Origin of the sequence: Labrys methylaminiphilus subsp. lupini (assembly GCF_051161885.1) — a bacterium.
Lineage (GTDB): Bacteria > Pseudomonadota > Alphaproteobacteria > Rhizobiales > Labraceae > Labrys.
Genome location: NZ_JBMDIH010000001.1, coordinates 3051556 through 3072586 on the forward strand (window position 1 = coordinate 3051556; position 21031 = coordinate 3072586).

The 21031-nt window shown below is 64.3% G+C and carries 23 protein-coding genes; 13 read left to right on the plus strand and 10 right to left on the minus strand.

Annotation, left to right across the window (positions count from 1 at the left end):
• Window positions 1–52: 52 nt before the first annotated feature.
• The 4 genes from ACN6KF_RS14255 (at window position 53) to ACN6KF_RS14270 (ending at window position 4029) form a co-directional block, all read left to right on the plus strand.
• Window positions 53–2377 carry a heavy metal translocating P-type ATPase gene (locus tag ACN6KF_RS14255; RefSeq protein WP_434957464.1) on the plus strand — a complete coding sequence of 775 codons (2325 nt, stop codon included), beginning with the start codon at window positions 53–55 and terminating at the stop codon, window positions 2375–2377.
• A 219-nt stretch (window positions 2378–2596) separates the two neighbouring features.
• Complete coding sequence (locus ACN6KF_RS14260; protein WP_434957465.1) at window positions 2597–2947, plus strand: ArsR/SmtB family transcription factor; 351 nt, start codon at window positions 2597–2599, stop codon at window positions 2945–2947.
• Window positions 2940–3416 carry an SRPBCC family protein gene (locus tag ACN6KF_RS14265; protein WP_434957466.1) on the plus strand — a complete coding sequence of 159 codons (477 nt, stop codon included), beginning with the start codon at window positions 2940–2942 and terminating at the stop codon, window positions 3414–3416. The genes ACN6KF_RS14260 and ACN6KF_RS14265 overlap by 8 nt, the downstream gene beginning before the upstream one ends.
• Before the next feature lie 25 nt (window positions 3417–3441).
• A complete protein-coding gene (locus ACN6KF_RS14270; RefSeq protein ID WP_434957467.1) occupies window positions 3442–4029 on the plus strand; it encodes a dihydrofolate reductase family protein in 588 nt (195 codons plus the stop codon).
• A 9-nt stretch (window positions 4030–4038) separates the two neighbouring features.
• On the opposite strand, the gene ACN6KF_RS14275 is transcribed toward ACN6KF_RS14270, so the two are convergent.
• Window positions 4039–4929 (minus strand): LysR family transcriptional regulator, encoded by an 891-nt coding sequence (locus ACN6KF_RS14275; RefSeq protein ID WP_434957468.1) that lies wholly within the window; start codon window positions 4927–4929, stop codon window positions 4039–4041.
• A 94-nt stretch (window positions 4930–5023) separates the two neighbouring features.
• On the opposite strand from ACN6KF_RS14275, the gene ACN6KF_RS14280 reads away from it, so the two are divergent.
• Window positions 5024–6022, plus strand: a complete 999-nt coding sequence (locus ACN6KF_RS14280) for an aldo/keto reductase (RefSeq protein ID WP_434957469.1) — start codon at window positions 5024–5026, stop codon at window positions 6020–6022.
• 677 nt (window positions 6023–6699) lie between these two features.
• Here ACN6KF_RS14280 and ACN6KF_RS14285 read toward each other — a convergent pair.
• The gene (locus ACN6KF_RS14285) at window positions 6700–7593 is read right to left on the minus strand and encodes a branched-chain amino acid aminotransferase (RefSeq protein WP_434957470.1); all 894 of its coding nucleotides are present in this window, start codon (window positions 7591–7593) and stop codon (window positions 6700–6702) included.
• 479 nt (window positions 7594–8072) lie between these two features.
• On the opposite strand from ACN6KF_RS14285, the gene ACN6KF_RS14290 reads away from it, so the two are divergent.
• The 4 genes from ACN6KF_RS14290 (at window position 8073) to ACN6KF_RS14305 (ending at window position 11492) form a co-directional block, all read left to right on the plus strand.
• Window positions 8073–8624, plus strand: coding sequence for a MarR family winged helix-turn-helix transcriptional regulator (locus tag ACN6KF_RS14290; RefSeq protein ID WP_434957471.1), 552 nt, complete (start codon window positions 8073–8075; stop codon window positions 8622–8624).
• Complete coding sequence (locus ACN6KF_RS14295) at window positions 8621–9334, plus strand: response regulator (RefSeq protein WP_434957472.1); 714 nt, start codon at window positions 8621–8623, stop codon at window positions 9332–9334. The genes ACN6KF_RS14290 and ACN6KF_RS14295 overlap by 4 nt, the downstream gene beginning before the upstream one ends.
• A 53-nt stretch (window positions 9335–9387) precedes the next feature.
• Window positions 9388–10782, plus strand: a complete 1395-nt coding sequence (locus ACN6KF_RS14300) for an ATP-binding protein (RefSeq protein WP_434959678.1) — start codon at window positions 9388–9390, stop codon at window positions 10780–10782.
• Window positions 10783–10925: 143 nt separating this feature from the next.
• Window positions 10926–11492 carry a hypothetical protein gene (locus ACN6KF_RS14305; RefSeq protein WP_434957473.1) on the plus strand — a complete coding sequence of 189 codons (567 nt, stop codon included), beginning with the start codon at window positions 10926–10928 and terminating at the stop codon, window positions 11490–11492.
• A gap of 25 nt (window positions 11493–11517) precedes the next feature.
• Here the strand turns inward: ACN6KF_RS14305 and ACN6KF_RS14310 are convergent, their stop codons facing one another.
• Window positions 11518–12126: a TetR/AcrR family transcriptional regulator gene (locus ACN6KF_RS14310; RefSeq protein ID WP_434957474.1), complete on the minus strand. Its 609-nt coding sequence runs from the start codon at window positions 12124–12126 to the stop codon at window positions 11518–11520.
• Window positions 12116–12925, minus strand: a complete 810-nt coding sequence (locus tag ACN6KF_RS14315; protein WP_434957475.1) for an alpha/beta fold hydrolase — start codon at window positions 12923–12925, stop codon at window positions 12116–12118. Before ACN6KF_RS14315 ends, ACN6KF_RS14310 begins: the two co-directional genes overlap by 11 nt.
• 93 nt (window positions 12926–13018) lie before the next feature.
• Between ACN6KF_RS14315 and ACN6KF_RS14320 the strand changes: the two genes are divergently transcribed.
• Window positions 13019–14209, plus strand: a complete 1191-nt coding sequence (locus tag ACN6KF_RS14320; RefSeq protein ID WP_434957476.1) for an acetyl-CoA C-acyltransferase — start codon at window positions 13019–13021, stop codon at window positions 14207–14209.
• Window positions 14210–14287: 78 nt separating this feature from the next.
• On the opposite strand, the gene ACN6KF_RS14325 is transcribed toward ACN6KF_RS14320, so the two are convergent.
• From ACN6KF_RS14325 to ACN6KF_RS14345, 5 genes are all read right to left on the minus strand, one after another.
• Window positions 14288–14650 (minus strand): tRNA-binding protein, encoded by a 363-nt coding sequence (locus ACN6KF_RS14325; protein WP_434957477.1) that lies wholly within the window; start codon window positions 14648–14650, stop codon window positions 14288–14290.
• Window positions 14647–15387 (minus strand): TetR/AcrR family transcriptional regulator, encoded by a 741-nt coding sequence (locus tag ACN6KF_RS14330; protein ID WP_434957478.1) that lies wholly within the window; start codon window positions 15385–15387, stop codon window positions 14647–14649. Before ACN6KF_RS14330 ends, ACN6KF_RS14325 begins: the two co-directional genes overlap by 4 nt.
• A 96-nt stretch (window positions 15388–15483) precedes the next feature.
• Window positions 15484–16311, minus strand: a complete 828-nt coding sequence (proC, locus tag ACN6KF_RS14335; protein WP_434957479.1) for a pyrroline-5-carboxylate reductase — start codon at window positions 16309–16311, stop codon at window positions 15484–15486.
• Between the two features lie 135 nt (window positions 16312–16446).
• On the minus strand, window positions 16447–16947 hold the full coding sequence (locus tag ACN6KF_RS14340) for a type III secretion system chaperone family protein (RefSeq protein WP_068288472.1): 501 nt from the start codon (window positions 16945–16947) through the stop codon (window positions 16447–16449).
• A 179-nt stretch (window positions 16948–17126) separates the two neighbouring features.
• The gene (locus tag ACN6KF_RS14345) at window positions 17127–17381 is read right to left on the minus strand and encodes an accessory factor UbiK family protein (RefSeq protein WP_434957480.1); all 255 of its coding nucleotides are present in this window, start codon (window positions 17379–17381) and stop codon (window positions 17127–17129) included.
• Window positions 17382–17491: 110 nt separating this feature from the next.
• On the opposite strand from ACN6KF_RS14345, the gene lgt reads away from it, so the two are divergent.
• Entirely contained in the window at window positions 17492–18355 is an 864-nt protein-coding gene (gene lgt, locus ACN6KF_RS14350) for a prolipoprotein diacylglyceryl transferase (protein WP_434957481.1), read from the plus strand.
• Entirely contained in the window at window positions 18352–19452 is a 1101-nt protein-coding gene (locus ACN6KF_RS14355) for a class I SAM-dependent methyltransferase (RefSeq protein ID WP_434957482.1), read from the plus strand. Before lgt ends, ACN6KF_RS14355 begins: the two co-directional genes overlap by 4 nt.
• 17 nt (window positions 19453–19469) lie before the next feature.
• Here the strand turns inward: ACN6KF_RS14355 and ACN6KF_RS14360 are convergent, their stop codons facing one another.
• Window positions 19470–20045, minus strand: a complete 576-nt coding sequence (locus ACN6KF_RS14360) for a DUF992 domain-containing protein (RefSeq protein ID WP_434957483.1) — start codon at window positions 20043–20045, stop codon at window positions 19470–19472.
• A gap of 179 nt (window positions 20046–20224) precedes the next feature.
• On the opposite strand from ACN6KF_RS14360, the gene pgeF reads away from it, so the two are divergent.
• The gene (gene pgeF / locus ACN6KF_RS14365) at window positions 20225–21010 is read left to right on the plus strand and encodes a peptidoglycan editing factor PgeF (protein ID WP_434957484.1); all 786 of its coding nucleotides are present in this window, start codon (window positions 20225–20227) and stop codon (window positions 21008–21010) included.
• The last annotated feature ends 21 nt before the right edge of the window (window positions 21011–21031 follow it).

Sequence of the window (21031 nt, forward strand, 5' to 3'; positions counted from 1 at the left end):
GATGTAGTCCCCTTTGCAGAAGATACAACCCATTCGAAATGCGAGACTCGAAATGGCAATCGCTGCAAGCCAGACCCGTTACCGCGTGGAGGGCATGGACTGTGCCTCCTGCGCCAGCAAGATCGACAAGGCCGTGCGCGGCGTCACAGGCGTGGAGGACGTCTCGGTTTCGGTGACGGCCGGCACCATGACGGTCAAGCATGGCGACGGCCAGGATCTCGGCGTCGTCGAGGACAGGGTCCGCCGCCTCGGCTACAAGGTGTCGCCCCTGAGTGCCTCGACGCCGGCGGCCGTGGGAGCGAAGCCCGCTCACGATCATAAGCACGATCACGATCACGGCGCCTGCTCTGGTCACGACCATGATCATGCGGGGCACGATCACGGTGACCACGACCATGACGATCATGCCGGACACGATCACGCTGGACATGACCACAGCAAGCACGATCACGGCGCCCAGGGCGAGGCCCCGACCCTCGCCGACCTGCATGGTCATGATCATGCCCCCTCCTCCGGCCCGTGGTGGCGCTCCAGCAAGGGCGTGCTCACCATCGCCGTCGGCATCGCGCTGGTAGCGGCCTATGGCATCGGACACCTCTTCCCTTCGATCGCGGTCTGGTCTTTCGAAGTCGCCATGCTGGTCGGTCTCATTCCGATCGCACGGCGCGCCTTCGTCGCGGCTCGCTACGGCATGCCCTTCACCATCGAGATGCTGATGACCATCGCCGCAGTGGGCGCGGTGATCATCGGGGCGGCCGAGGAAGGCGCCGCCGTGGTCTTCCTGTTCCTGGTCGGCGAATTGCTGGAGGGCGTCGCCGCCGGCAAGGCACGCGCGAGCATCCAGTCTCTCGCCAGCCTGGTGCCGAAGACCGCTCTTCTCGAAGAAGAAGGACGCACCAAGGAGGTTCCGGCCGAAACCCTCGCCGTTGGCGCCGTGATCCTGGTGCGGCCGGGCGACCGCATTCCCGCCGACGGCGTCATCGTCTCGGGCGAGAGCTCCATCGACGAAGCACCGGTCACCGGCGAGAGCACACCGAAGCGCAAGGAGACCGCCGACACCGTCTTCGCCGGCACCGTCAATGGCGATGGGGCACTGCGCATCCGCGTGACGGCGACCGCCGCCGACAACACCATCGCCCGGGTGGTCAAGCTGGTCGAGGAAGCCCAGGAAAGCAAGGCGCCGACCGAGCGCTTCATCGATCGGTTCTCGCGCTACTACACGCCGGGCGTGGTGGTGGTGGCCGCCCTGGTGGCGATCCTGCCTCCCCTCATCGGCGGCGCTTCCTGGAACGAATGGATCTACAAGGGCCTGGCGATCCTCTTGATTGGCTGCCCCTGCGCCCTCGTCATCTCCACGCCGGCGGCGATCGCCGCCTCGCTCTCGGCCGGCGCGCGCCGCGGCCTGTTGATGAAGGGCGGCGCCGTGCTCGAAACCGTCGGCAAGATCACCGCCGCCGCCTTCGACAAGACGGGCACGCTCACCGAGGGCAAGCCCAAGGTGACCGACATCGTGCCGCTCGGCCGCCAGGAAGCCGAGGTGCTGCGGCTGGCCGCGGCCCTTGAAGCCGGTTCCAGCCACCCGCTCGCCACCGCGATCCTGGCCAAGGCCGCCGAACAGAACATCCTCACGTCCGTTGCCACGAACTCCAAGGCGCTCGGTGGCAAGGGCGTGACCGGCAGCATAGACGGCCTCGCGCTCTTCCTCGGCTCGCCCAAGGCCGCGGCGAGCGAAACGGCACTCTCCGCCGAAATCGCCGCGCGCATAGAGGCCCTCAACCAGGAAGGCAAGACCGTCTCGGTGCTCCTGGCCGGCGGCACGCCGGCCGGCCTCATCGCCATGCGCGACGAGCCACGCGAGGATGCCATCGCCGGCTTGTCGGCCCTGCGTGCTGCCGGCGTGCGCACTCTCATGCTCACCGGCGACAATGCCCGCACCGCCCAGGCCATCGGCGGCAAACTCGGGTTGGAAGTGCATGCCGAATTGCTGCCGCAGGACAAGCAGCGCATCGTCAACGAACTCAAGGCGCAGGGACTGACCGTGGCCAAGATCGGCGACGGCATCAATGATGCGCCGGCGCTGGCGGCGGCCGATATCGGCATCGCCATGGGCGGCGGCACCGACGTCGCCCTGGAGACGGCCGACGCCGCCGTCCTGCATGGGCGCGTCAGCGACGTGGCCAGCATGGTCACGCTGTCGCGGCGGACCATGACGAACATCCATCAGAACATCACGATGGCGCTCGGATTGAAGGCGGTGTTCCTGGTCACCACCATCGCCGGCATCACCGGCCTGTGGCCGGCCATCCTCGCCGATACCGGCGCGACCGTGCTGGTCACCCTGAATGCACTGCGGCTCTTGCGGGTGAAGGCCGGCTGAGGCGATCCAGCCCCTTCTTTCTAGGCCGCGTATCACCCCTCATCCCCCTGCGGGTGTCGTCAACTCTCTTGAGTTGACTAGAGATCCCGGCAGGGGGATGAGGGGTCGCGCGCCCTAACCAGGACCCGCCCTTTCAAACACAGAACAAATCAACCTTGACGCGTCGTCCCTAGATATCGTATATAGCCATTAGGTTAATTAACTATATGGCTATATACGATGCCCGATCATCTCAGCGACACCTTCTCGGCCCTCGCCGATCCGACCCGCCGGGCCATCCTGGCCCGGCTGGCCCGGGGCGAGGCAACCGTCATGCAATTGTCGGAGCCCTTCACGCTGACGCAGCCCGCCATCTCCAAGCATCTCAAGGTCCTGGAAAAGGCCGGCCTCATCAGCCGCGGACGCACGGCGCAATGGCGCCCGTGCCGGCTGGAGGCCGAGCCGCTGCGGCAAGCCTTCGACTGGGTCCAGCATTATCGCCGCTTCTGGGACGAGAGCTTCGACCGTCTCGACGATTATCTCGCCGAACTCCAGGCCCGAGGAAACAACAAGGACGACAAACATGACTAGCCACTCCCAGGCTGCCCCGGCGGCCGGCGAGCACGAACTCGTCATCACCCGTCTGTTCAAGGCGCCGCGCGAACTGGTGTTCAAGGCCTGGACGGACCCACAGCACCTTGCCCGCTGGCCCGGGCCGAAGGGCTTCAGCGCCACATCCCACACGTTCGACTGCAGCCCCGGCGGCTTCTACCGCACCTGCCTGCACGCGCCTGATGGCACGGATCATTGGGTTCGCGGCACCTATCTGGAGGTGGAGCCGCCTGCCCGCCTCGTCTTCACCCATGCCTGGGAAGGCGACGACGGCAATCCCGGCCCCGAGACCATCGTCACCGTCACCTTCAAGGATGAGAACGGCCAGACCTTGATGCGCTTTCACCAGGCCATTTTCACCTCCCTCGCCTCGCGGGACGGCCATGGTGAGGGCTGGAACCAGAGCTTCGACAGGCTCGAAGCCTATCTCGCCGAGGTGTCGCCCTGAAATTCTCCCACAGCGAGGCCAGGCCATGCGCAAGCTCAAGCTGGAAATGCAGATCTCCGCCGATGGCTTCAGTTCGAGCCAGGATGGCATCAATGACTGGATGGTGTGGAACTGGGCACCGGATTGGGGCTGGGATGAGGAATTGCGCCGCTACCACCACGATCTCAACTTTTCCTCTGACTGTATCTTGCTCAGCCGCGTGATGGCAGAGGAAGGCTTTCACCAGCATTGGCAGACGGTTGCGGAGGATTCCGCCAGCCTCCAGTCAAGTTTCGCCAAGGCGATCGGCGACATGCGCAAGGTCGTGTTCAGCCGCACGCTGACGGAGACGCGCTGGGCCAATACCGAAATCGCCAGGTCAGGCCTCTCCGGGGAGGTCACCCGCCTCAAGCAGGAGCCCGGCAAGGACATCATCGTCTATGGCGGCCCCATCCTGGTGTCGTCCCTGGCGGAGGCCGGGCTGATCGACGAGTTCCATTTCATCGTCAATCCGGCTCTGCTCGGCAGCGGCAAGGCAGTTCTCGGCGAGCTTCGCAAAACGACCCGGCTCAGGCTCATCGACGCCCGCCCCTTCCCCTGCGGCGTGGCCGTGCTGCATTACGCCAAACTGTAACGGCTTCGGTTAGGCCTGTGTCTTCAGGAAATCGACAAAGGCACGCAAGGCCGGGCGCATCAGGCGCCGGCTCGGGTAATAGAGGAAGAGCCCCGGAAAGGCTGGGCACCAATCCTCCATGAGGCGCACGAGCTTGCCTTGCACGAGCGCCTCGGCAACAAGCCCCTCGATCAGCAGTGCCAGCCCCTGACCGGCAAGGGCGGCATCGAGCATCAGCGCATCGTCGTTGACGATCAGGCTGCCCGTCACGGCCAGTTCGATCGCCTTGCCGTCCCGTTCGAGTTCCCAGCGATAGAGGGAGCCATCGGTGAAGCGACGCTGGATGCAATCGTGATCGTGGAGATCGGCGGGCAGCTCCGGCCTAGGACGACCGTTCAGATAGCTGGGCGCCCCGACGATGGCAAAGCGCAGCGGACCCCCGAGCGGCACGGCGATCATGTCCTGATGCAGGCTTTCACCGAATCGGACGCCGGCGTCGACCCCCGACGCCACGATATCGGTGAAGGCATCCTGCGCCAGGATTTCCACGGTCACTGCCGGATATCGGCGCATGAACCGCAATGCCAGCGGCAGTAGCACGGACTGCACGGCCGCGCGTGGTGCACTGAAACGCAGCATGCCGGCGATATCGGCCTGCGAGGCGCTCGCCTGATCGAGCGCCTCCTCGATCGAGGCAAGCGCTGGCTGCAACTGGATCAACAGCCGCTCCCCTGCGACGGTCGGGGCGACGCTACGCGTCGTGCGAGTCAGCAGCCTCACGCCGAGACTTTCCTCGAGGCCCGTGATCGCCTGGCTGACGGCGGAGACCGACATGCCAAGTTTGCGGGCAGCGGCACGAAAGCTGCATTGATCGGCCACGGCCGCGAGAATGACGAGGGCAGGCAAGTCGGCTCGCTTCATTGTTAAGCCATATAGAACAAGCCGTTCATAAAAGCATGGATTATCGAACATTGTATTTGGGTACATGGTCCCCGCCACCACGGAGGATCGTCCCATGAAGACACGCAAGCTCGGTTCAAACCTCAACGTTTCCACCATCGGCCTCGGCTGCATGGGGATGAGCTTTGCCTATGGCGGCCAAGCCGAGGCGGATGCCATCCGCACGCTGCATCGCGCCGTGGATCTTGGCATCACCCTTTTCGATACCGCGGAGGTCTATGGGCCCTTCACCAACGAAGAGCTCGTCGGCAAGGCGTTGAAGGACGTAAGGAACAAGGTGGTCATCGCCACCAAATTCGGTTTCCGCATTGCGCCGGAAGGCCAGGATCGGGACCGCATCATCGGCGTGGACAGCCGTCCCGAACATGTGCGCGCCGTCGCCGAGGCCTCTCTTCGTCGCCTGGGCATCGAGGCCATCGACCTCTTCTACCAGCATCGCGTCGACCCCGCCGTGCCGATCGAGGATACGGTCGGTGCCATGGCGGATCTGGTGAGGGAGGGCAAGGTCAAGGCCCTCGGTCTGTCGGAGGCCGGCGCGACGACCATCCGACGCGCCCATGCCGTCCATCCCATTGCCGCCGTCCAGACGGAATACTCGCTCTGGAGCCGCGATGTCGAGGCGGATGTTCTGCCGGTCTGCCGGGAACTCGGCATCGGCTTCGTGCCCTATAGCCCGCTGGGCCGCGGCTTGCTGACCGGCGCGATCCGGGATCACAGCACGCTCGCCGCCGACGACTGGCGTAAATCCCTGCCCCGCTTCCAGGAAGACAACATGGAGGCGAATCAGCGCCTGTTGGCCGAATTTTCCCTTATCGCCGACGGCAAGGGGGTAACCCCGGCTCAACTCGCCCTGGCGTGGATACTGCACCAGGGGGACTTCATCGTGCCGATCCCAGGTGCACGGCGGTTGCCTCACCTGGAGGACAATGCGGCCGCCGCCGGGATTGCCCTCAGCGGAGCAGACCTTGCCGCCATCGACGCGGCCATGCCGCTGGCCAACGTCCGCGGCGAACGCTACATGCCGGAAGCCATGGCGCTGGTCGACGCCTCGTAAAGCGGCGGAAGGCGTTCAGTCGGATTTGCCGGTCAGGTGGCGCGGCGCAAGGCTGCGGATGGCCTGGCCGGCAACTCCATCGGGCTAGGCCGGTGCGAACAGATGGAGCGGTATCTCCCGCAGGCCCTGGGAATATGCGTCAGGCTCTCAGCATCGCCGCAAGATGCTTGATACGCGCAGGCTCGCCCCCGCGCCGGCGCCGGACTTTTCCACACTGCCCCGGACGATCAGGCAGGCCCGCTGCCGCCAGGCGCGACGGATCGCGGCCGCATCGGCGGGCCTTGCCTGCAGCCTGGGCAACGACCCTCGATAGAGCGGGTGCGGCGAATCGGTAGCGTCCACTGATCTGATTGCCATCTCGCCCCAGGGACATGGTGCCCGAATGCACATGATCTGAAGCGGCGCCAGACGCAATATTTGCGAGCGGTCCCGTGCAATGCCGACAGCCGGCGCGAAAGCGCCAGCGAATGCCAGTGCCGTGACAGCCCCTAGGGTCAGATGCCGAAATGCCCGCATCGCTCGCGCTCCCATCCTGGCCGCAACCTCATCTATTCCAGCACGGCGGCGAGGCTGTCGCTGTTGCCACCGCAACAGGTTTCGTTCCTTACGGCACCATAGACGCAAAAGGCAGGCCTGTGGGCCTGCCTCCCTGCTTCGTCTCGCTGATCTCAGCCCGGTCAGGCCGCGGCCGACTGGCTCTCCGGACGCACGGCCTGATTAAAATCCTCGATCAGCGTGCGGGTGATGGTGCCGGGCGTATAGCGATGCTCGAGGATCTCTGAGACCGGCGTGATCTCGGCGGCCGTACCGGTGAGGAAGCACTCGCTGAAGCTGCCGAGCTCGTCCGGCATGATGCGCCGTTCGATCACTTCCAGGCCGTGAGCCTTGGCGAGATCGATCGCCGTGCGGCGGGTGATGCCATCCAGGAAGCAGTCGGCGATCGGCGTGTGGATTTTGCCGTCCTGGATGAAGAAGACATTGGCGCCGGTGCATTCGGCCACGCGGCCCTGCCAGTCATACATCAGGGCATCGGCATAGCCGCGACGCTCCGCGCGATGCTTGGAGATGGTGCAGATCATGTAAAGGCCGGCGGCCTTCGACAGCGAGGGCGCGGTCTGCGGGTCGGGCCGACGATATTCGGCCACGTCGAGGCGGATGCCCTTCATCTTGGTCGCCATGTCGAACATGCTCGGCCATTCCCACACCGCAATCGCGGTATGGATGGTGGCATGCTGGGCGGCCACGGCCATCATTTCCGAGCCACGCCAGGCGACCGGCCTGACATAGGCGTCCTTCAGGCCGTTCTTGTCGAGCACGGCCTGCTTGGCGGCATCGAGTTCCTCGACAGAATAAGGAATGGCGAAGTCGAGAATCTCGGCCGAATGGCGGAAACGCGCCGAATGTTCAGAGGACTTGAAGATCTTGCCGCCATAGGACCGCTCGCCCTCGAAGACGGCGCCGCCATAATGCAACCCATGCGACAGAACATGAAGCTTGGCATCGCCCCAGGCCAGCATCTGGCCATCAAACCAGATAAAGCCATCGCGTTGATCGAAGGGCAACATCGACATGACAAATCCTCCAGCGCCTCGCGCTTCCTCGAGCAAAGCGCGTTTTGTCGAAAACGCTTGTTTGCTCTCACTCTCAGTTCGACGCGTCTTTGCGATTTGAAACGCTTCCGTCAAATCACAAAACGCTTTGGAGCAAAGCGCGTTCATGTCCGAGCGCTCGTTTGCTCCAACTCCTTGCCTCGAGGTATCCTTGCAATTGTCGGCAACTCCGCCGGATCGCAAAACACCTTGATGACCGCAATGTTATAGCCATTGGCGGGCAGTTGCGGAAACTGTTCCGTTCGCCGCGAGCATCTTTTTCCGCTCGGGACGTGGCTGGATAAGAACAACCGTCGCTTTTGCGTCGGGGGCCAAATCCCCTTATGTTTCGTACCGGAAACGGCACCGCACTTCACGCGTTGAGGTCTCCACCCGCCCTTGCGGAACATCCTTTCGCCGTGAGCCCCGTTTGCGTAATGATCTGACGAAAATATGTCAATATGACTGACGTAAATTTCTCGTTCTCGCCTACCCCCGCCCCTCGCTCGGAAACCGAGCGGGGCGAGCCTCCGCTTTATGAGCTGATCGAACTTTTCTTCTTCGCCTATCGGGATTTCGTCGCGGATCCCGATCATGCCCTCGAAGCCTATGGCTTTGGGCGGGCCCACCACCGCGTGCTGCATTTCGTCGACCGCAATCCAGATCTTACTGTCGCCGAATTGCTGGATATTCTGAAGATCACCAAGCAGTCGCTGGCCCGCGTGCTGAAAGACCTGGTCGACCAGGGTTTCATCCTGCAGCGCGAAGGCCGGGAGGACCGGCGCCAACGCTTGCTGACCACCACGGTGAAAGGCAAGCAACTGGCCGTCGAGCTGGCAACGACTCAATCCCAACGCATCGCGCGGGCGCTCTCCGAAGCCGGCCTGACCGGTCCCGAACTGGCGCAACGCTTCCTGTTCGCCATGGTCGATCCGGACGGGCGAGCGGAAGTCGCTCGGCTCATCCACGGCAATGTCACCAGAGGTGACAAGATTCGGGGCGAAAAGAAATGAACAAGGTTGCCGTCCTTCCCGACGACGCCCCCCATATCCTGCTGGTCGATGACGACAGCCGCATCCGTACGCTGCTCTCGCGCTATCTCGGCGAGCATGGCTACCGCGTAACCACGGCCGAGCATGCCGCCAGCGCCCGCCAGCGCATCGAGGCGTTCACCTTCGACCTGATGATCGTCGATGTGATGATGCCGGGAGAGAACGGCTTCGATCTGACCCGCTGGATCCGCGGCAGTTCCAGCGTGCCGATCCTGATGCTGACGGCGCGCGGCGATCCGGACGATCGCATCAAGGGCCTGGAGATCGGCGCCGACGACTATCTGCCCAAGCCGTTCGAGCCGCGCGAGTTGTTGCTGCGCCTCAACAACATCCTGAAACGGGCGGTTGCTCCGCCACCGGCGGAACCGGCGAGCGACATCGTCACCTTTGGCGACTTCACCTTTCATGTCTCGCGCGGCGAACTCCAGCAGGGCGGCGAGACAGTCCGCATCACCGAACGCGAGCGCGACATGCTGCGCCTGCTGGTCGAAGTTCCGCGCGAGACGGTCGATCGGCTGGCACTCGCCGGCCCCGCCGCCGACATCGCCAATGAACGCACCGTCGACGTGCAGGTGAATCGGCTGCGGCGCAAGATCGAGAGGGATCCGGGCAATCCCGTCTATCTGCAGACGGTACGCGGCACCGGATACCGCCTGATGGTCGACATGTGATGGAGCCTCGTCTGCCGGCCCTCCAGTTTGCCGGGGCCCTGCTCCGCAAATGCCTGTCCGGGGTCTCCGAGGCCGCACGCATTGCCTGGCCCAGGGTACGTGAACTCTCTGCTGGTCCCGGGCGCGTGCTTTCGGCGCTGGGCGACCGCATGCCCAAGGGCCTTTATGCCCGCTCACTGCTGATCATCATCACGCCGATGGTGCTGCTGCAGGCCATTGTCACCTATATGTTCATGGAAAAATATTGGCAGGGCGTGACGGCGCGGCTGTCGGCCGCCACCACCAAGGACATCGCGGCGATCGTCGAGCTCTACCAGCAAATGCCCCATGACAAGAATACGACAGACCTGCTCCAACTGGTGGCCCAAAAGCAGCTCGCACTCGGTATCGAGTTTCGTCCACTCGAGGATTTGCCGCCACGCGGCGCCCGCCCCTTTTTCGACATTCTCGACCAGGCGCTGTCGGACGAGATCCGCATGCGCATCGGCCTGCCTTTCTGGATCGATACGGTCGGCCGCTCGGACTTCGTCGAGATCCGCGTCAAGCTCGACGATGCCGTGCTGCGTGTCTTTGCCCGTCGCAGCCAGACCTTCGCCTCCAACTCCTATATCTATCTGCTCTGGATGCTCGGCTCCTCGCTGATCCTGATCACAGTGGCGATCCTGTTCCTGCGCAACCAGATTCGGCCGATCCAGCAGCTCGCCAATGCCGCGCAGGATTTTGGCAAGGGGCGCGATGTCCAGAATTTCCGTCCGCGCGGTGCGCGTGAGGTGCGCCAGGCGGCCAGTGCCTTCATCGAAATGCGCCGGCGTGTCGAGCGCGCCTTCGAACAGCGCACTGCCATGCTCAACGGCGTCTCGCATGACATGCGCACCATCCTCACCCGCTTCAAACTCTCGCTGGCCCTGCTCGACGAAAGCAGTCCCGAATATGAGGACCTGCAGAAAGACGTCGACGAGATGAGCCGCATGCTGGAGGCCTATCTCGCCTTCGCGCGCGGCGATGCGGCCGAGCAAGCCGAAGCCACCGACATCGCCGCCCTGTTGGAGGAATTGCGCGCCAATGCCATGCGCCAGGGCCAGGACGCACGGGTCAGCTTCCAGGGCGATCCCATCGTGGTGGTGCGGCCGGACGCATTCCGGCGCTGCCTGACCAATCTGGTATCCAATGCCCAGCGTTTTGCTAGGACCATCCTCATCACCGGCGTGCGCGAGCAGCGCTATCTCATCGTTACCGTCGATGACGACGGGCCCGGCGTTCCCGAAGAAAGCCGTGAGGACGTGTTCAAGCCTTTCTTCCGGCTGGACGAGGCCCGCAACCAGGATCATGGCGGCACCGGCCTCGGCCTCGCCATTGCGCGCGACATCGCCCGCTTCCATGGTGGCGACATCACCCTTGCCACCAGCCAGTTGGGCGGCCTGAGAGCGATTGTGCGCATTCCAGTCTGATGCCAAGAGACATCGGGGATGACTTTTGGTTCCTTCTCATGATTTGGAATCGAAAATCATCAGGTGTTCAAGGTACGAATGCGTCAGCATCTTGGTGATTTGGTAAGACACCATCTCGACCCGCCAGGACTATGCCAAGCCTCATGCCCAATGACATCGCGCCCGATCCCGTCAACATCGTAGTGATCACCGGTCCCGCGGGGATCGGCAAGTCGACGCTGACCTGGGAAGTCGGGAGGCAACTGGCGGCAGCCGGCATTGCCCATGCCATCGTGGAGACGGACGAACTCGACAGGGTGTATCCGCGCCCAAGCCGAGCGGACCTGGAGCGCCTGCGTCCGGGCACGCTCGATATCAGCACGCTCAATCTGGCGGCGATCTGGGCGACCTATCGCGCTCTCGGCCATCGGCGCCTGATCATGTCGGGCGTGATGCTGCATCTCGACTTCGACCGGCGCTGGATCCTTGCCGCCATTCCCGATGCGCGCATCACCGTCGTGCGCCTGCAGGCCAACGGAACCACGCTGACCGAGCGCCTCATTCAGCGCGAAATCGGATCAGGACTGGACGACCAGCTCGAGCGCACGCTGGCACAGGCAGAGCGCATGGCAGGAGAGGCGGACAACGGAGCGATAAGGCTGGAGACGGACGGCCGCTCACCCGAGGAACTCGCCCGCCTGCTGCTGGCAGAGCTGGGCTGGGTTCGATGACGGCCAGAGGCCGACACGAAGAGGGTTATTTCCCGCCGATTTCCTTATCGCCCACGGCAGGGCCACGAGCCAGTTTCAGCGCCGCCTCGACGCCGTTCTCCAAAATCGCGTTGGACTGTTCGGGATCGGGGACGACGCGTGCAAGCTGCAGCGTTCCCGCCAGCAGGGCCATGATGGCGAGCGCAGTGCTGCGGCGCGCTTCGGCATCGCCACCGGGCAGATGATCCGCGATCACGCCGATGCTGCCGAAGAGCTCTTCGGTAAAGGCAGCCCGGGTCTTCTCGGACTGGCGCGCAATTTCACCGGAAAGCGCAGCGATTGCGCAGCCCTGCCCGGGCGTATCCCGGTGGATGGGACGCAGATAATAGCGGATCAGTCCCTCGATCGGATCATCGGCGCGTTCGGCGGAGCGGCGCAATTTGCCGCGCCGTTGGGTCAGCGTATGGGTGACGGCTTCGCGAACCAAGGCATCCTTCGAGGCGAAATGGCTGTAGAAACCGCCATGGGTCAGGCCCGCATCCGCCATCAACGGCGCAATGCCGGTGCCGTCGATGCCATCGCGCAACAGACGCAGCGCGGCGGTTTCAAGAATATGCCGGTGCGTCTCGTCCTTGTGCCCCTTGTCATAGCGCATGAACAGCCTCGTCTCCCATCAGGAATCGCGCCGCCAGAAAATCCACTGCGTGGCCGATCACGCCAGCATCGCCGAGAATGCGGCCATGGCCAAGTCCATCCATCTCGATCAATCGCGATCCCCGCCAATATCTGGCGATCTCGCGGGCTTCGCTAATGGCGACGACGCGATCATCGCCGGAATGGATGAGAAGGGCTGGCTGCGTCAACCGTTCGGCGAAACTGGGCAGGTCCATGATCGGCAGTTCGGTGCCCAGGCGAATGAGTTCGTCTGCCATGTGGGCGAGATCCATGGTGTCGACGACCCCCGAGGCCATCGCGGCAGCCCGCATCTGACGGCCGTAATTGGCTGGTGAGGCGATCAGGACGACCCGCCCGGCATCCAGCCCTCCGGCGAGTGCGACGGTCAGGACCGGCCCTCCGACGGAATGGCCGATCACGCCATGCAGGTGCCCGCAGGCCTTGCCGACGGCGGCCACGGCCCTGGCCATGTGCGGAATGGTCGCCGACACGCCCTCGGACACGCCATGGGCGGGCAGATCGATTGCAATCACGCCAAGGCCGCGCGCCAGCAAGGGTTCGACGAAGGCAAGCATGTCGACATGGGAGGCTTCCCAGCCATGCACCAGGAGCACCGGCTCGCCTTGGCCCCAGCGCCACCCGGCGACGAGGCCGCCTTCATGCGCCACGGAAAAACGGCTCGCACCTTTGGGAAGCGGAATGGCACGCGGGGCAAGCCGCCGGGGCGTAATCATCTGCAGAGCCAGTTCGCGCGGGTCGACGCGTTCCGAAAGATCCATGGCTTTCTCCTCTTTATATTATGATCATAATATAATATGTCATTCATCATGCAATGGGTACTCCGCCGTGCCTGCGCCAGCGAGGATTGAACCATGTCCAACAGCGACCCCGTCGTCATCGTCTCCGCCACACGCACCCCGCTGGGGCGTTTCCAGGGCGATCTCTCGAGCCTGGCTTCCCCCGCGCTCGGCGCCCATGTCGTGAAAGCGGCCCTGACACGGGCGAACCTGCCCGCCGACCGCGTGGACGAGGTCGTGCTGGGCTGCGTGCTCCCCGCCGGTCTTGGCCAGGCACCCGCCCGTCAGGCCGCCCGCAATGCGGGACTGCCCGACGCCACGGGCGCAACGACCGTCAACAAGGTGTGCGGCTCCGGCATGAAGGCAACGATGCTCGGTCATGATCTCATTCGCGCCGGCTCCGCCGATATCGTGGTGACGGGGGGCATGGAGTCGATGTCGAATGCGCCCTATCTGCTGGCCAAGGCGCGCAGCGGCTACCGCATGGGCCATGACCGCCTTCTCGACCACATGATGCTCGACGGCCTGGAGGATGCCTATGAGGGTGGCCGCCCGATGGGCGATTTCGGCGAGGCGACGGCACAGGCCTATCAGCTTAGCCGCGATGACCAGGACGCCTATGCGGTGGAGACCCTGACCCGCGCCCGCAAGGCGATCGAAACCGGCGCCTTCACCGCCGAGATCACGCCGGTGGCGGTGCCCGGCAAAGGCGGCCCCAGGCTGATTGCCGACGACGAGAACCCGCTCAAGGTCTCACCCGACAAGATCCCGCAGCTCAGGCCGGCCTTCCGCAAGGACGGTACCATCACCGCCGCAAGCTCTTCGGCCAATGCCGATGGCGCGGCTGCTCTCATCCTCACCCGCCGCTCCATCGCCGATCGTGATGGACTGCCCGTGCTTGCCGAGATCAAGGGCCATGCCACCCACAGCCAGGATCCGGCCTGGTTCACCACGGCGCCGATCCCGGCCATCCGCAAGCTGCTCGAACGCACCGGCTGGAGCGTCGGCGATGTCGACCTGTTCGAGATCAACGAGGCTTTCGCAGCGGTGGCCATGGCGGCCCGACGCGACCTCGACATCCCAGCCGACCGGCTCAACATCCATGGCGGCGCCTGCGCTCTCGGTCATCCGATCGGCGCCACCGGCGCGCGCATCATCGTCACTTTGCTGCACGCCCTCGCCGGCAACGGCCTCAAGCGCGGTATCGCCTCGCTCTGCATCGGCGGCGGGGAGGCGACCGCCATCGCGATCGAGAGGATCGTGTAAGTGGAGGTGACCGGGGGCGCAGGCGTTTGGGTAACCGCCCATTCTTCCGCGGATGTCGCGCTGCCCCTCACTCTATTGTCAGAACAAGCGCGAGCCGTTCGGGGCGCTGCGTTCCGGCGTCGCCAGCACGACGGCACCGTCGGCGCCAGGAAAGCCGAGCGTCAACACCTGTGACATGAACTTGCCAATCTGGCGCGGTGGGAAATTGACCACCGCCATTACCTGGCGCCCGACCAGTTCCTCGGCATTGTAGAGCGCGGTAAGCTGGGCTGATGAAGCCTTGATGCCGATCTCATCGCCGAAATCGATCCGCATTCGGTAGGCCGGCTTGCGGGCCCCTTCGAGGGGCACCGCCTCCAGCACCGTGCCGATGCGAATATCAACCTTGAGGAAATCGTCGAAGCCGATTTCCGCTGCCGGCTGCCCGTTACTCGTACTCACACCGCCTCCGCATCGTCGCGATCATCCCTGCCCCGCCGGCGAGAATCGGCGAAATCGTGAAAACGCTCGCGCAGCCTTTCGCGCATGCGGGCACGGCGCGCATGGGAGCGTTCGGCGATGCGGCGGAACGGCGCGAAGATCTGGCAGAGATCGTCGGCCCGCTCCATCCAGCGCTCGCCCGAACGAAGCTGCCGATCGACTTCCTTCATCGTCGTGGCTAGGCCCTCATCCTCGTCCTTCAGCCAGACCTTGATGATGCGGGCCCAGGCCAGCGCCAGCCCCTGCGCGCGCACGGCTCCCATCGGGCCCTCGGCGTCGATATCGGCAGCCGTCAGCATCCACTGCATCGAATTGGTGACGACACGGTTCCAGGCGGTCAACGCGAGGGGATCGAGTGCGAAGGCCCTGGAAATGTTGGCGATGGCCGTCTTATGCGGCGAAAGCACATCGATGCGTCGCATCAGAATGTCGAACAACCTCTCGCGGGCCGGTTCCGCGGCCATGCTCTCGTCAATGCCTTCGAGCACCTTCTGGTCGACCTGGCGCGCATAAGCGGCGAGGATGGCTCCCTTGGAGGGATAGAGGCCGCGCAATTGCGACAGGGACAGCCCCGCCTTCTCGGCAATATCGGCCAGACCGATCTCGCCCCAGGGATTGTCGGCGCACAACGCCAGCAAGGCCTCGATCGCAGCCTGACGCGGATCGACGGCATTGTCTGCTTTCGACTTGGCAACCATGGCTCGGACCTCGCTTTCTGGTTTGCCCATCCTAAGATAGGCCGATCGCGAGCCGGATCAATGCGGCGCATTGGCAGACAGGAGCCCTTCTGTCCGTCAGGAAGCGAGTTCGCCCGCGCGCCGGCGTGCCGCCTCGACCGCCCGCTTCATCAGCGGCGTCAAGCCGTTTTCAGCCATCAGCACGTCCAGAGCCGCCGCGGTGGTGCCGCCCGGGCTGGTGACGTTCTGCCGCAGCGTGGCGGCCGGCAGATCAGACTGGTGCAGCAATTCGCCGGAACCCGCCACGGTGGCGCGCGCCAGCCGCATGGCGAGATCGGCGGGGAGCCCCGCCGCCGCTCCGGCTTCGGCCATGGCCTCGACGAGATGGAAGACATAGGCCGGCCCCGATCCGGAGACGGCCGTCACCGCATCGATGAGGCTTTCATCCACAACCCACTCGACCGCGCCGGTCGCCCGCAGCAGAGCATCGGCGGCCCGTTCCTGGTCAGCGGTGACGAAGGCATTCGACACCGCGGCCGTGATACCGCGGCCGACGGCTGCCGGCGTGTTCGGCATGGCGCGCACGATAGCAGTATCGGCCGGCAGCAGCGCCGCGATGCTGGCGATGGTCTTGCCCGCCATGATGGAGACGGCGAGGGTATCAGGCCCGAACAGCGGCGCGACGGAGGCCATGGCGACATCCATCATCTGAGGCTTGATCGCCAGGAGCACCACGGCCGGCGTGCCGAAGGAGGCCAGCATCGGGTTGACCGCGACACCTTTCACGGCAAGGTCACCGGCAACCTCCGGCGGCAAATGCGGATCGATAACCGCCACATGGGCGGGATCGAGGCCGAGCTTCAGCCACCCCTCCAGCATGGCCCCGCCCATCTTGCCGGCGCCCAGCAGCAACAGCTTGCCGCCAATGTCCAATGTCTCAGCCATGGGAAAAACTCCTGCGAATGGGGAATGCCGAGGGGGAAAGGGTGTCGGGAGTGTCAGCCTCCGGCTGACATTTGTCGACCAGAGGCCAACACTCCGCGTTTCCCGCGCTCGGTCAAACGACCATGCAACCGTACATCAAGCTTCGCCCACGGTCTCGAACAGCACGGCCTCGAGCGCTTCCTTGGGGGTCTTGCCGGCCCAGATCACGAACTGGAAGGCCTGGAAATAGCGTTCGCAAGTTTCCACCGCGATCTCGATCAGGGCTTCGCACTGGCGCGGCGTGGCCTCGGCGCCGCCGGCCAGGAACAGGGCATGGCGATACATGATGACCTGATCAGCGTTCCAGACGTCGAAATGGCCGATCCACAACTGTTCGTTGACGAGCGCAATCGTCTGCAGGAGATCGGCGTGGCGACGCTTGGGAATCTTGGCGTCGAAGGAGCAGGCCAGATGCAGCGACTCGATATCGTCCATCCAGGTGAAGGAGACAGCATAGTCGCACCCATGCCCCTTCACGACGATGGAGATCTCATCTTCGCCGAGTCTGTCGAAAGCCCAGTCATGAAGACTCGCCAGATGTTCGACGAGATCAACCGGATGACCGGCCCGCTCGCTCTGGAGCTCGATTACCGACATTGCAACTCCCGGCGCCTCCGAGGAGGCGCATTGGCGCTGCGAACACCGATCGATACGCAGCCTGTGAGGGGAGAGTTCAGGCATTCGGGCTGAATCGGCAAGGATTCGTTCCCGCCGTCCACAAGGAGGCCTCTCATTCTTAGCCGGTCTTATTGTCGCACGGCGGGACAGTCTTGCGCTCAGCGTGCAGCAAGTTTGGCCTCGAGCTCGGCGACACGGGCGGCGAGACGTTCGTTTTCGTCGCGGGCCTTGATCGCCATCTCGCGCACGGCGTCGAACTCGTCGCGGCGGACATAGTCGAGATCGCGCATGATGCGCTCGGCCTGGCTGCGCACGACGCTGTCGACTTCCCGGCGCACGCCCTGGGCTACGCCGGCGGCGTCGGTCATCAATTTGGCGAACTCGTCATAGATACGGCCGGATTGCTGTGGCATCACGAAACTCCTTTGCGGCGTCGATAGCACGGGCCAGACTTCGATAAAAGCTTGGCCCCGATAGAAGCTTCTGCCTTGACGCTGTCACCTCTAGTCACCAAAAGGCACCCATGCCTGAGCAATATTTCATCGTCCCCTACATCCACCCCGAAATTTTCAGCATCGGCCCCCTCGTCGTCCGCTGGTATGCGCTGGCCTATATTTTCGGCCTGCTCGGCGGCTGGTGGTACGGACGTCGCCTGATCGGCAATGCCAGGCTCTGGCTGGTACAACCTGGCACCAAGCTGCAATTCGACGACCTCTTGATCTGGGTCACGCTCGGCGTGGTGGTCGGCGGGCGGCTCGGCATGCTGCTTTACGAGCCCGATTATTATCTCGCCAATCCGATCGAGATCTTCAAGGTCTGGGAGGGCGGCATGGCCTTCCATGGCGGCTTCCTGGGCGCGGCCCTCGCGATCATCCTGTTCGCCTGGCGCAACAAGATTCCGATCCTGTCCTATCTCGACATTGCCGCTTGCGTGGCGCCGATTGGCCTGTTTCTCGGCCGCATCGCCAATTTCATCAATGACGAATTGTGGGGTCGGCCAGCCTGGGGATCTTACTGGGGCGTGATCTCGCCTTCGAGCCCCTTCGCCCTGGTGCCACAACAGGGACCGACGCCGCGCTATCCGAGCCAGTTGATCGAGGCCGCTCTGGAGGGCCTTGCTCTGTTCGTGCTGTTTGCCGTCATGACACGCTTCGGCGCCTTGAAACGGCCCGGCTTGATCGCCGGCCTGTTCGGTATCGGCTATGCCGCCGCCCGCTCCTTCAGCGAACTTTATCGCGAGCCGGACGGCTGGTGGATTCAAAATGTGCTGACTATCGGCCAGGCCTACTCCCTGCCGATGATCGTGGCCGGCCTTGGCCTGGTGATCTACGCCCTGATGCATCGCCCCGAGGCGCCAAAGGCCTCCGACACACCGAAATCGGCATGAGCGAAACGCCGCTCGCCCGCGAAATCAAGGATCTCATCCGCCAGGACGGGCCGATCGACGTAGCGCGCTATATGGCGCTCGCGCTCGGCCATCCCCGTTACGGCTATTACATCACGCGCGATCCGCTCGGCGCCGCCGGGGATTTCATCACTGCTCCCGAGATCAGCCAGATGTTCGGCGAGATCCTCGGCCTGTGGGCTGCCCATCGCTGGATGATCCTGGGTTCGCCCACCCATATCGGCCTCGTGGAATTGGGGCCGGGACGCGGCACGCTGATGGCGGATGCGCTGCGTGCCATCGGCAAGGTCCTGCCGGCCTTTGCAGCCGCCATCGAACTGCATCTGGTCGAGACCAGCCCCACGCTGCGCAAGGCCCAAGCCACCATCTTGGCCGAGGCTCTCGGCCCCAGCCTCGCCGGCCGATCTCCGATCTGGCACGACGACATCGCCACCTTGCCGGACGGGCCATCGATCGTCATCGCCAACGAGTTCTTCGATGCCTTGCCCGTGCATCAACTGGTCCATCGCAGCGGACACTGGCATGAACGTCTTGTCGGCCTGGTCGATGACGAACTGGCCTTCGGCCTCGCTGCCGAGCCCGTGCCGGCCAGCCAGGCCCCTTCCCTTTCTAACACCGCACTCGACGGCACCATCGTCGAATACCCGGAAGCCGGTTCGCAGGTGATGGCTGGCCTCTGCGATCGGCTCGCCCGATTTGGCGGTGCTGCCCTGATCATCGACTATGGCCATCTTGAATTCGGCGTTGGCGACACGCTGCAGGCCATGGCGGCGCATGCCTTCGTCGACCCGTTGGCCCGGCCCGGCGAAGCCGATCTCACCACCCATGTCTGTTTCGAGACACTGGCGCGGATCGCCGCCGACAAGCGCCTTGCGATCGACATCCTCGCCACGCAGGCGCAATTCCTCAACGAACTCGGCATCCGTCCGATGGCGGCCAATCTCGGCCGCCATGCCACGCCGGAGCAGGCAGAGGCGATTGCCAAGGCGCTCGAACGCCTCACCGACGATGCCCCGCGCGCCATGGGCTCGCTGTTCAAGGTGCTGGCCGTTTCAGCGCCAGGAACCCAACGAAGCTGAGAAAGGCCCGGTCAGCCTCACACCTTGCAGCGGCAGCTCTTGCGATGCTTCTTCGCCTTGTAGTGATGCCGATGCGCCTTGTGGCGGGGGCGATAGACCCGCTCAGACTGAATGATCACCGGCGCCGCGACCGGGCGGATATGCAGGCTGCCAATGCCGGCCGAAGCGTTGAGGCCAGTCTGCCCCTGCACCGAGATCGGCTGCAGCGTCACACCGCCATTGCCGCCGCCGAGCAGCACATTGGCCCCGACACCGACCGCGGCGCTGGCCTCGGCCGACACGCCGGCATAATTGCCGCCCAAGGGCGCGTGGCGATTGGAGGGTTCGAACACGGCCCAGACCATTCGGCCACCGAAGGTGAAACCGACATCCACGCCGATCTTGGTGATGGTACCATCATAGAGTTCGCTGTAGCCGTTGAAGTCCGAGAACCGGCAGGACACCGACTTGCGCGAACCCAGCACCACGCCGATGCCGCCGCCGATATCGCAGGTGAGCGTTCCCGTCCTGACGGCCGCCTGTGCGGAGCCGGCCGCCGCAGGCGCCAGCAAGGCCGCCAGCGCGAGGGCGGGCAGGATTTTCGTGATTTTCATGGGGCACCTATTTCAACAAATCTTTCTGGCCACGGCCAGATAGCTGAGCACTTTGAACCAACGGCTTCAAAACGCAACGGTTCCCGGAGCGAAATCGCCGGCGTCACAATCCTGGCTGGCATCGACTTCCTTCCCGACACCCGTTTGACATCCCCCGCCTTCCTCCCGATCCTGCCGCCATGACCGATTCGCCCGCCATCGCGCTCCAGCACGCCGCCCTCGACCTGCCCGGCATCCGCCACGGCTTCTTTACGCGCCAGGGAGGCGTATCGGCCGGCATCTATGCCTCGCTCAACGGAGGATCGGGCTCCGACGACGTTCCCGATCATGTCCGTGAGAACCGGGGCCGCATGGCCGACAGCCTCGGCGTGCCACGTGACCGCTTCATCACCTGCTATCAGGTGCATTCGCCCAACGTGGTCACCGTCACCGCCCCCTGGTCCCGCGAACATGCGCCCAAGGTCGACGCCATGGTGACGCGCGAGCGCAATCTCGCTCTGGCCGTCGCCACCGCCGATTGCGGTCCCGTCCTGTTCGCCGATGCAAAAGCCGGCGTGATCGGCGCGGCCCATGCCGGCTGGAAGGGCGCCTTCACAGGCGTGCTCGAAACCACGCTCGACGCCATGGTGGGCCTCGGCGCCACGCGCGGCGACATCGTCGCGGTGCTTGGCCCCATGATCTCGCGCGCGGCCTACGAGGTCGGCCCCGAATTCAGGGAGCGCTTCATCGAAGCCGATACCACCAATGAACGTTTCTTTGGCCCGAGCCCCAATGCCGGCCACGCCATGTTCGACCTGCCTGCCTACATCACCATGCGGCTCACAGCCGCCGGGATCGGCCGCTTCGAGGACATGGCGCTGTGCACCTATCAGGATGAGGAACGCTTCTTCTCCTATCGCCGGGTGACCCATCGCAAGGAGCCCGATTATGGCCGCCTGCTGCATGCTATCGCTCTGGTGGACTGACAGGAACGGGATTCGAGGCAG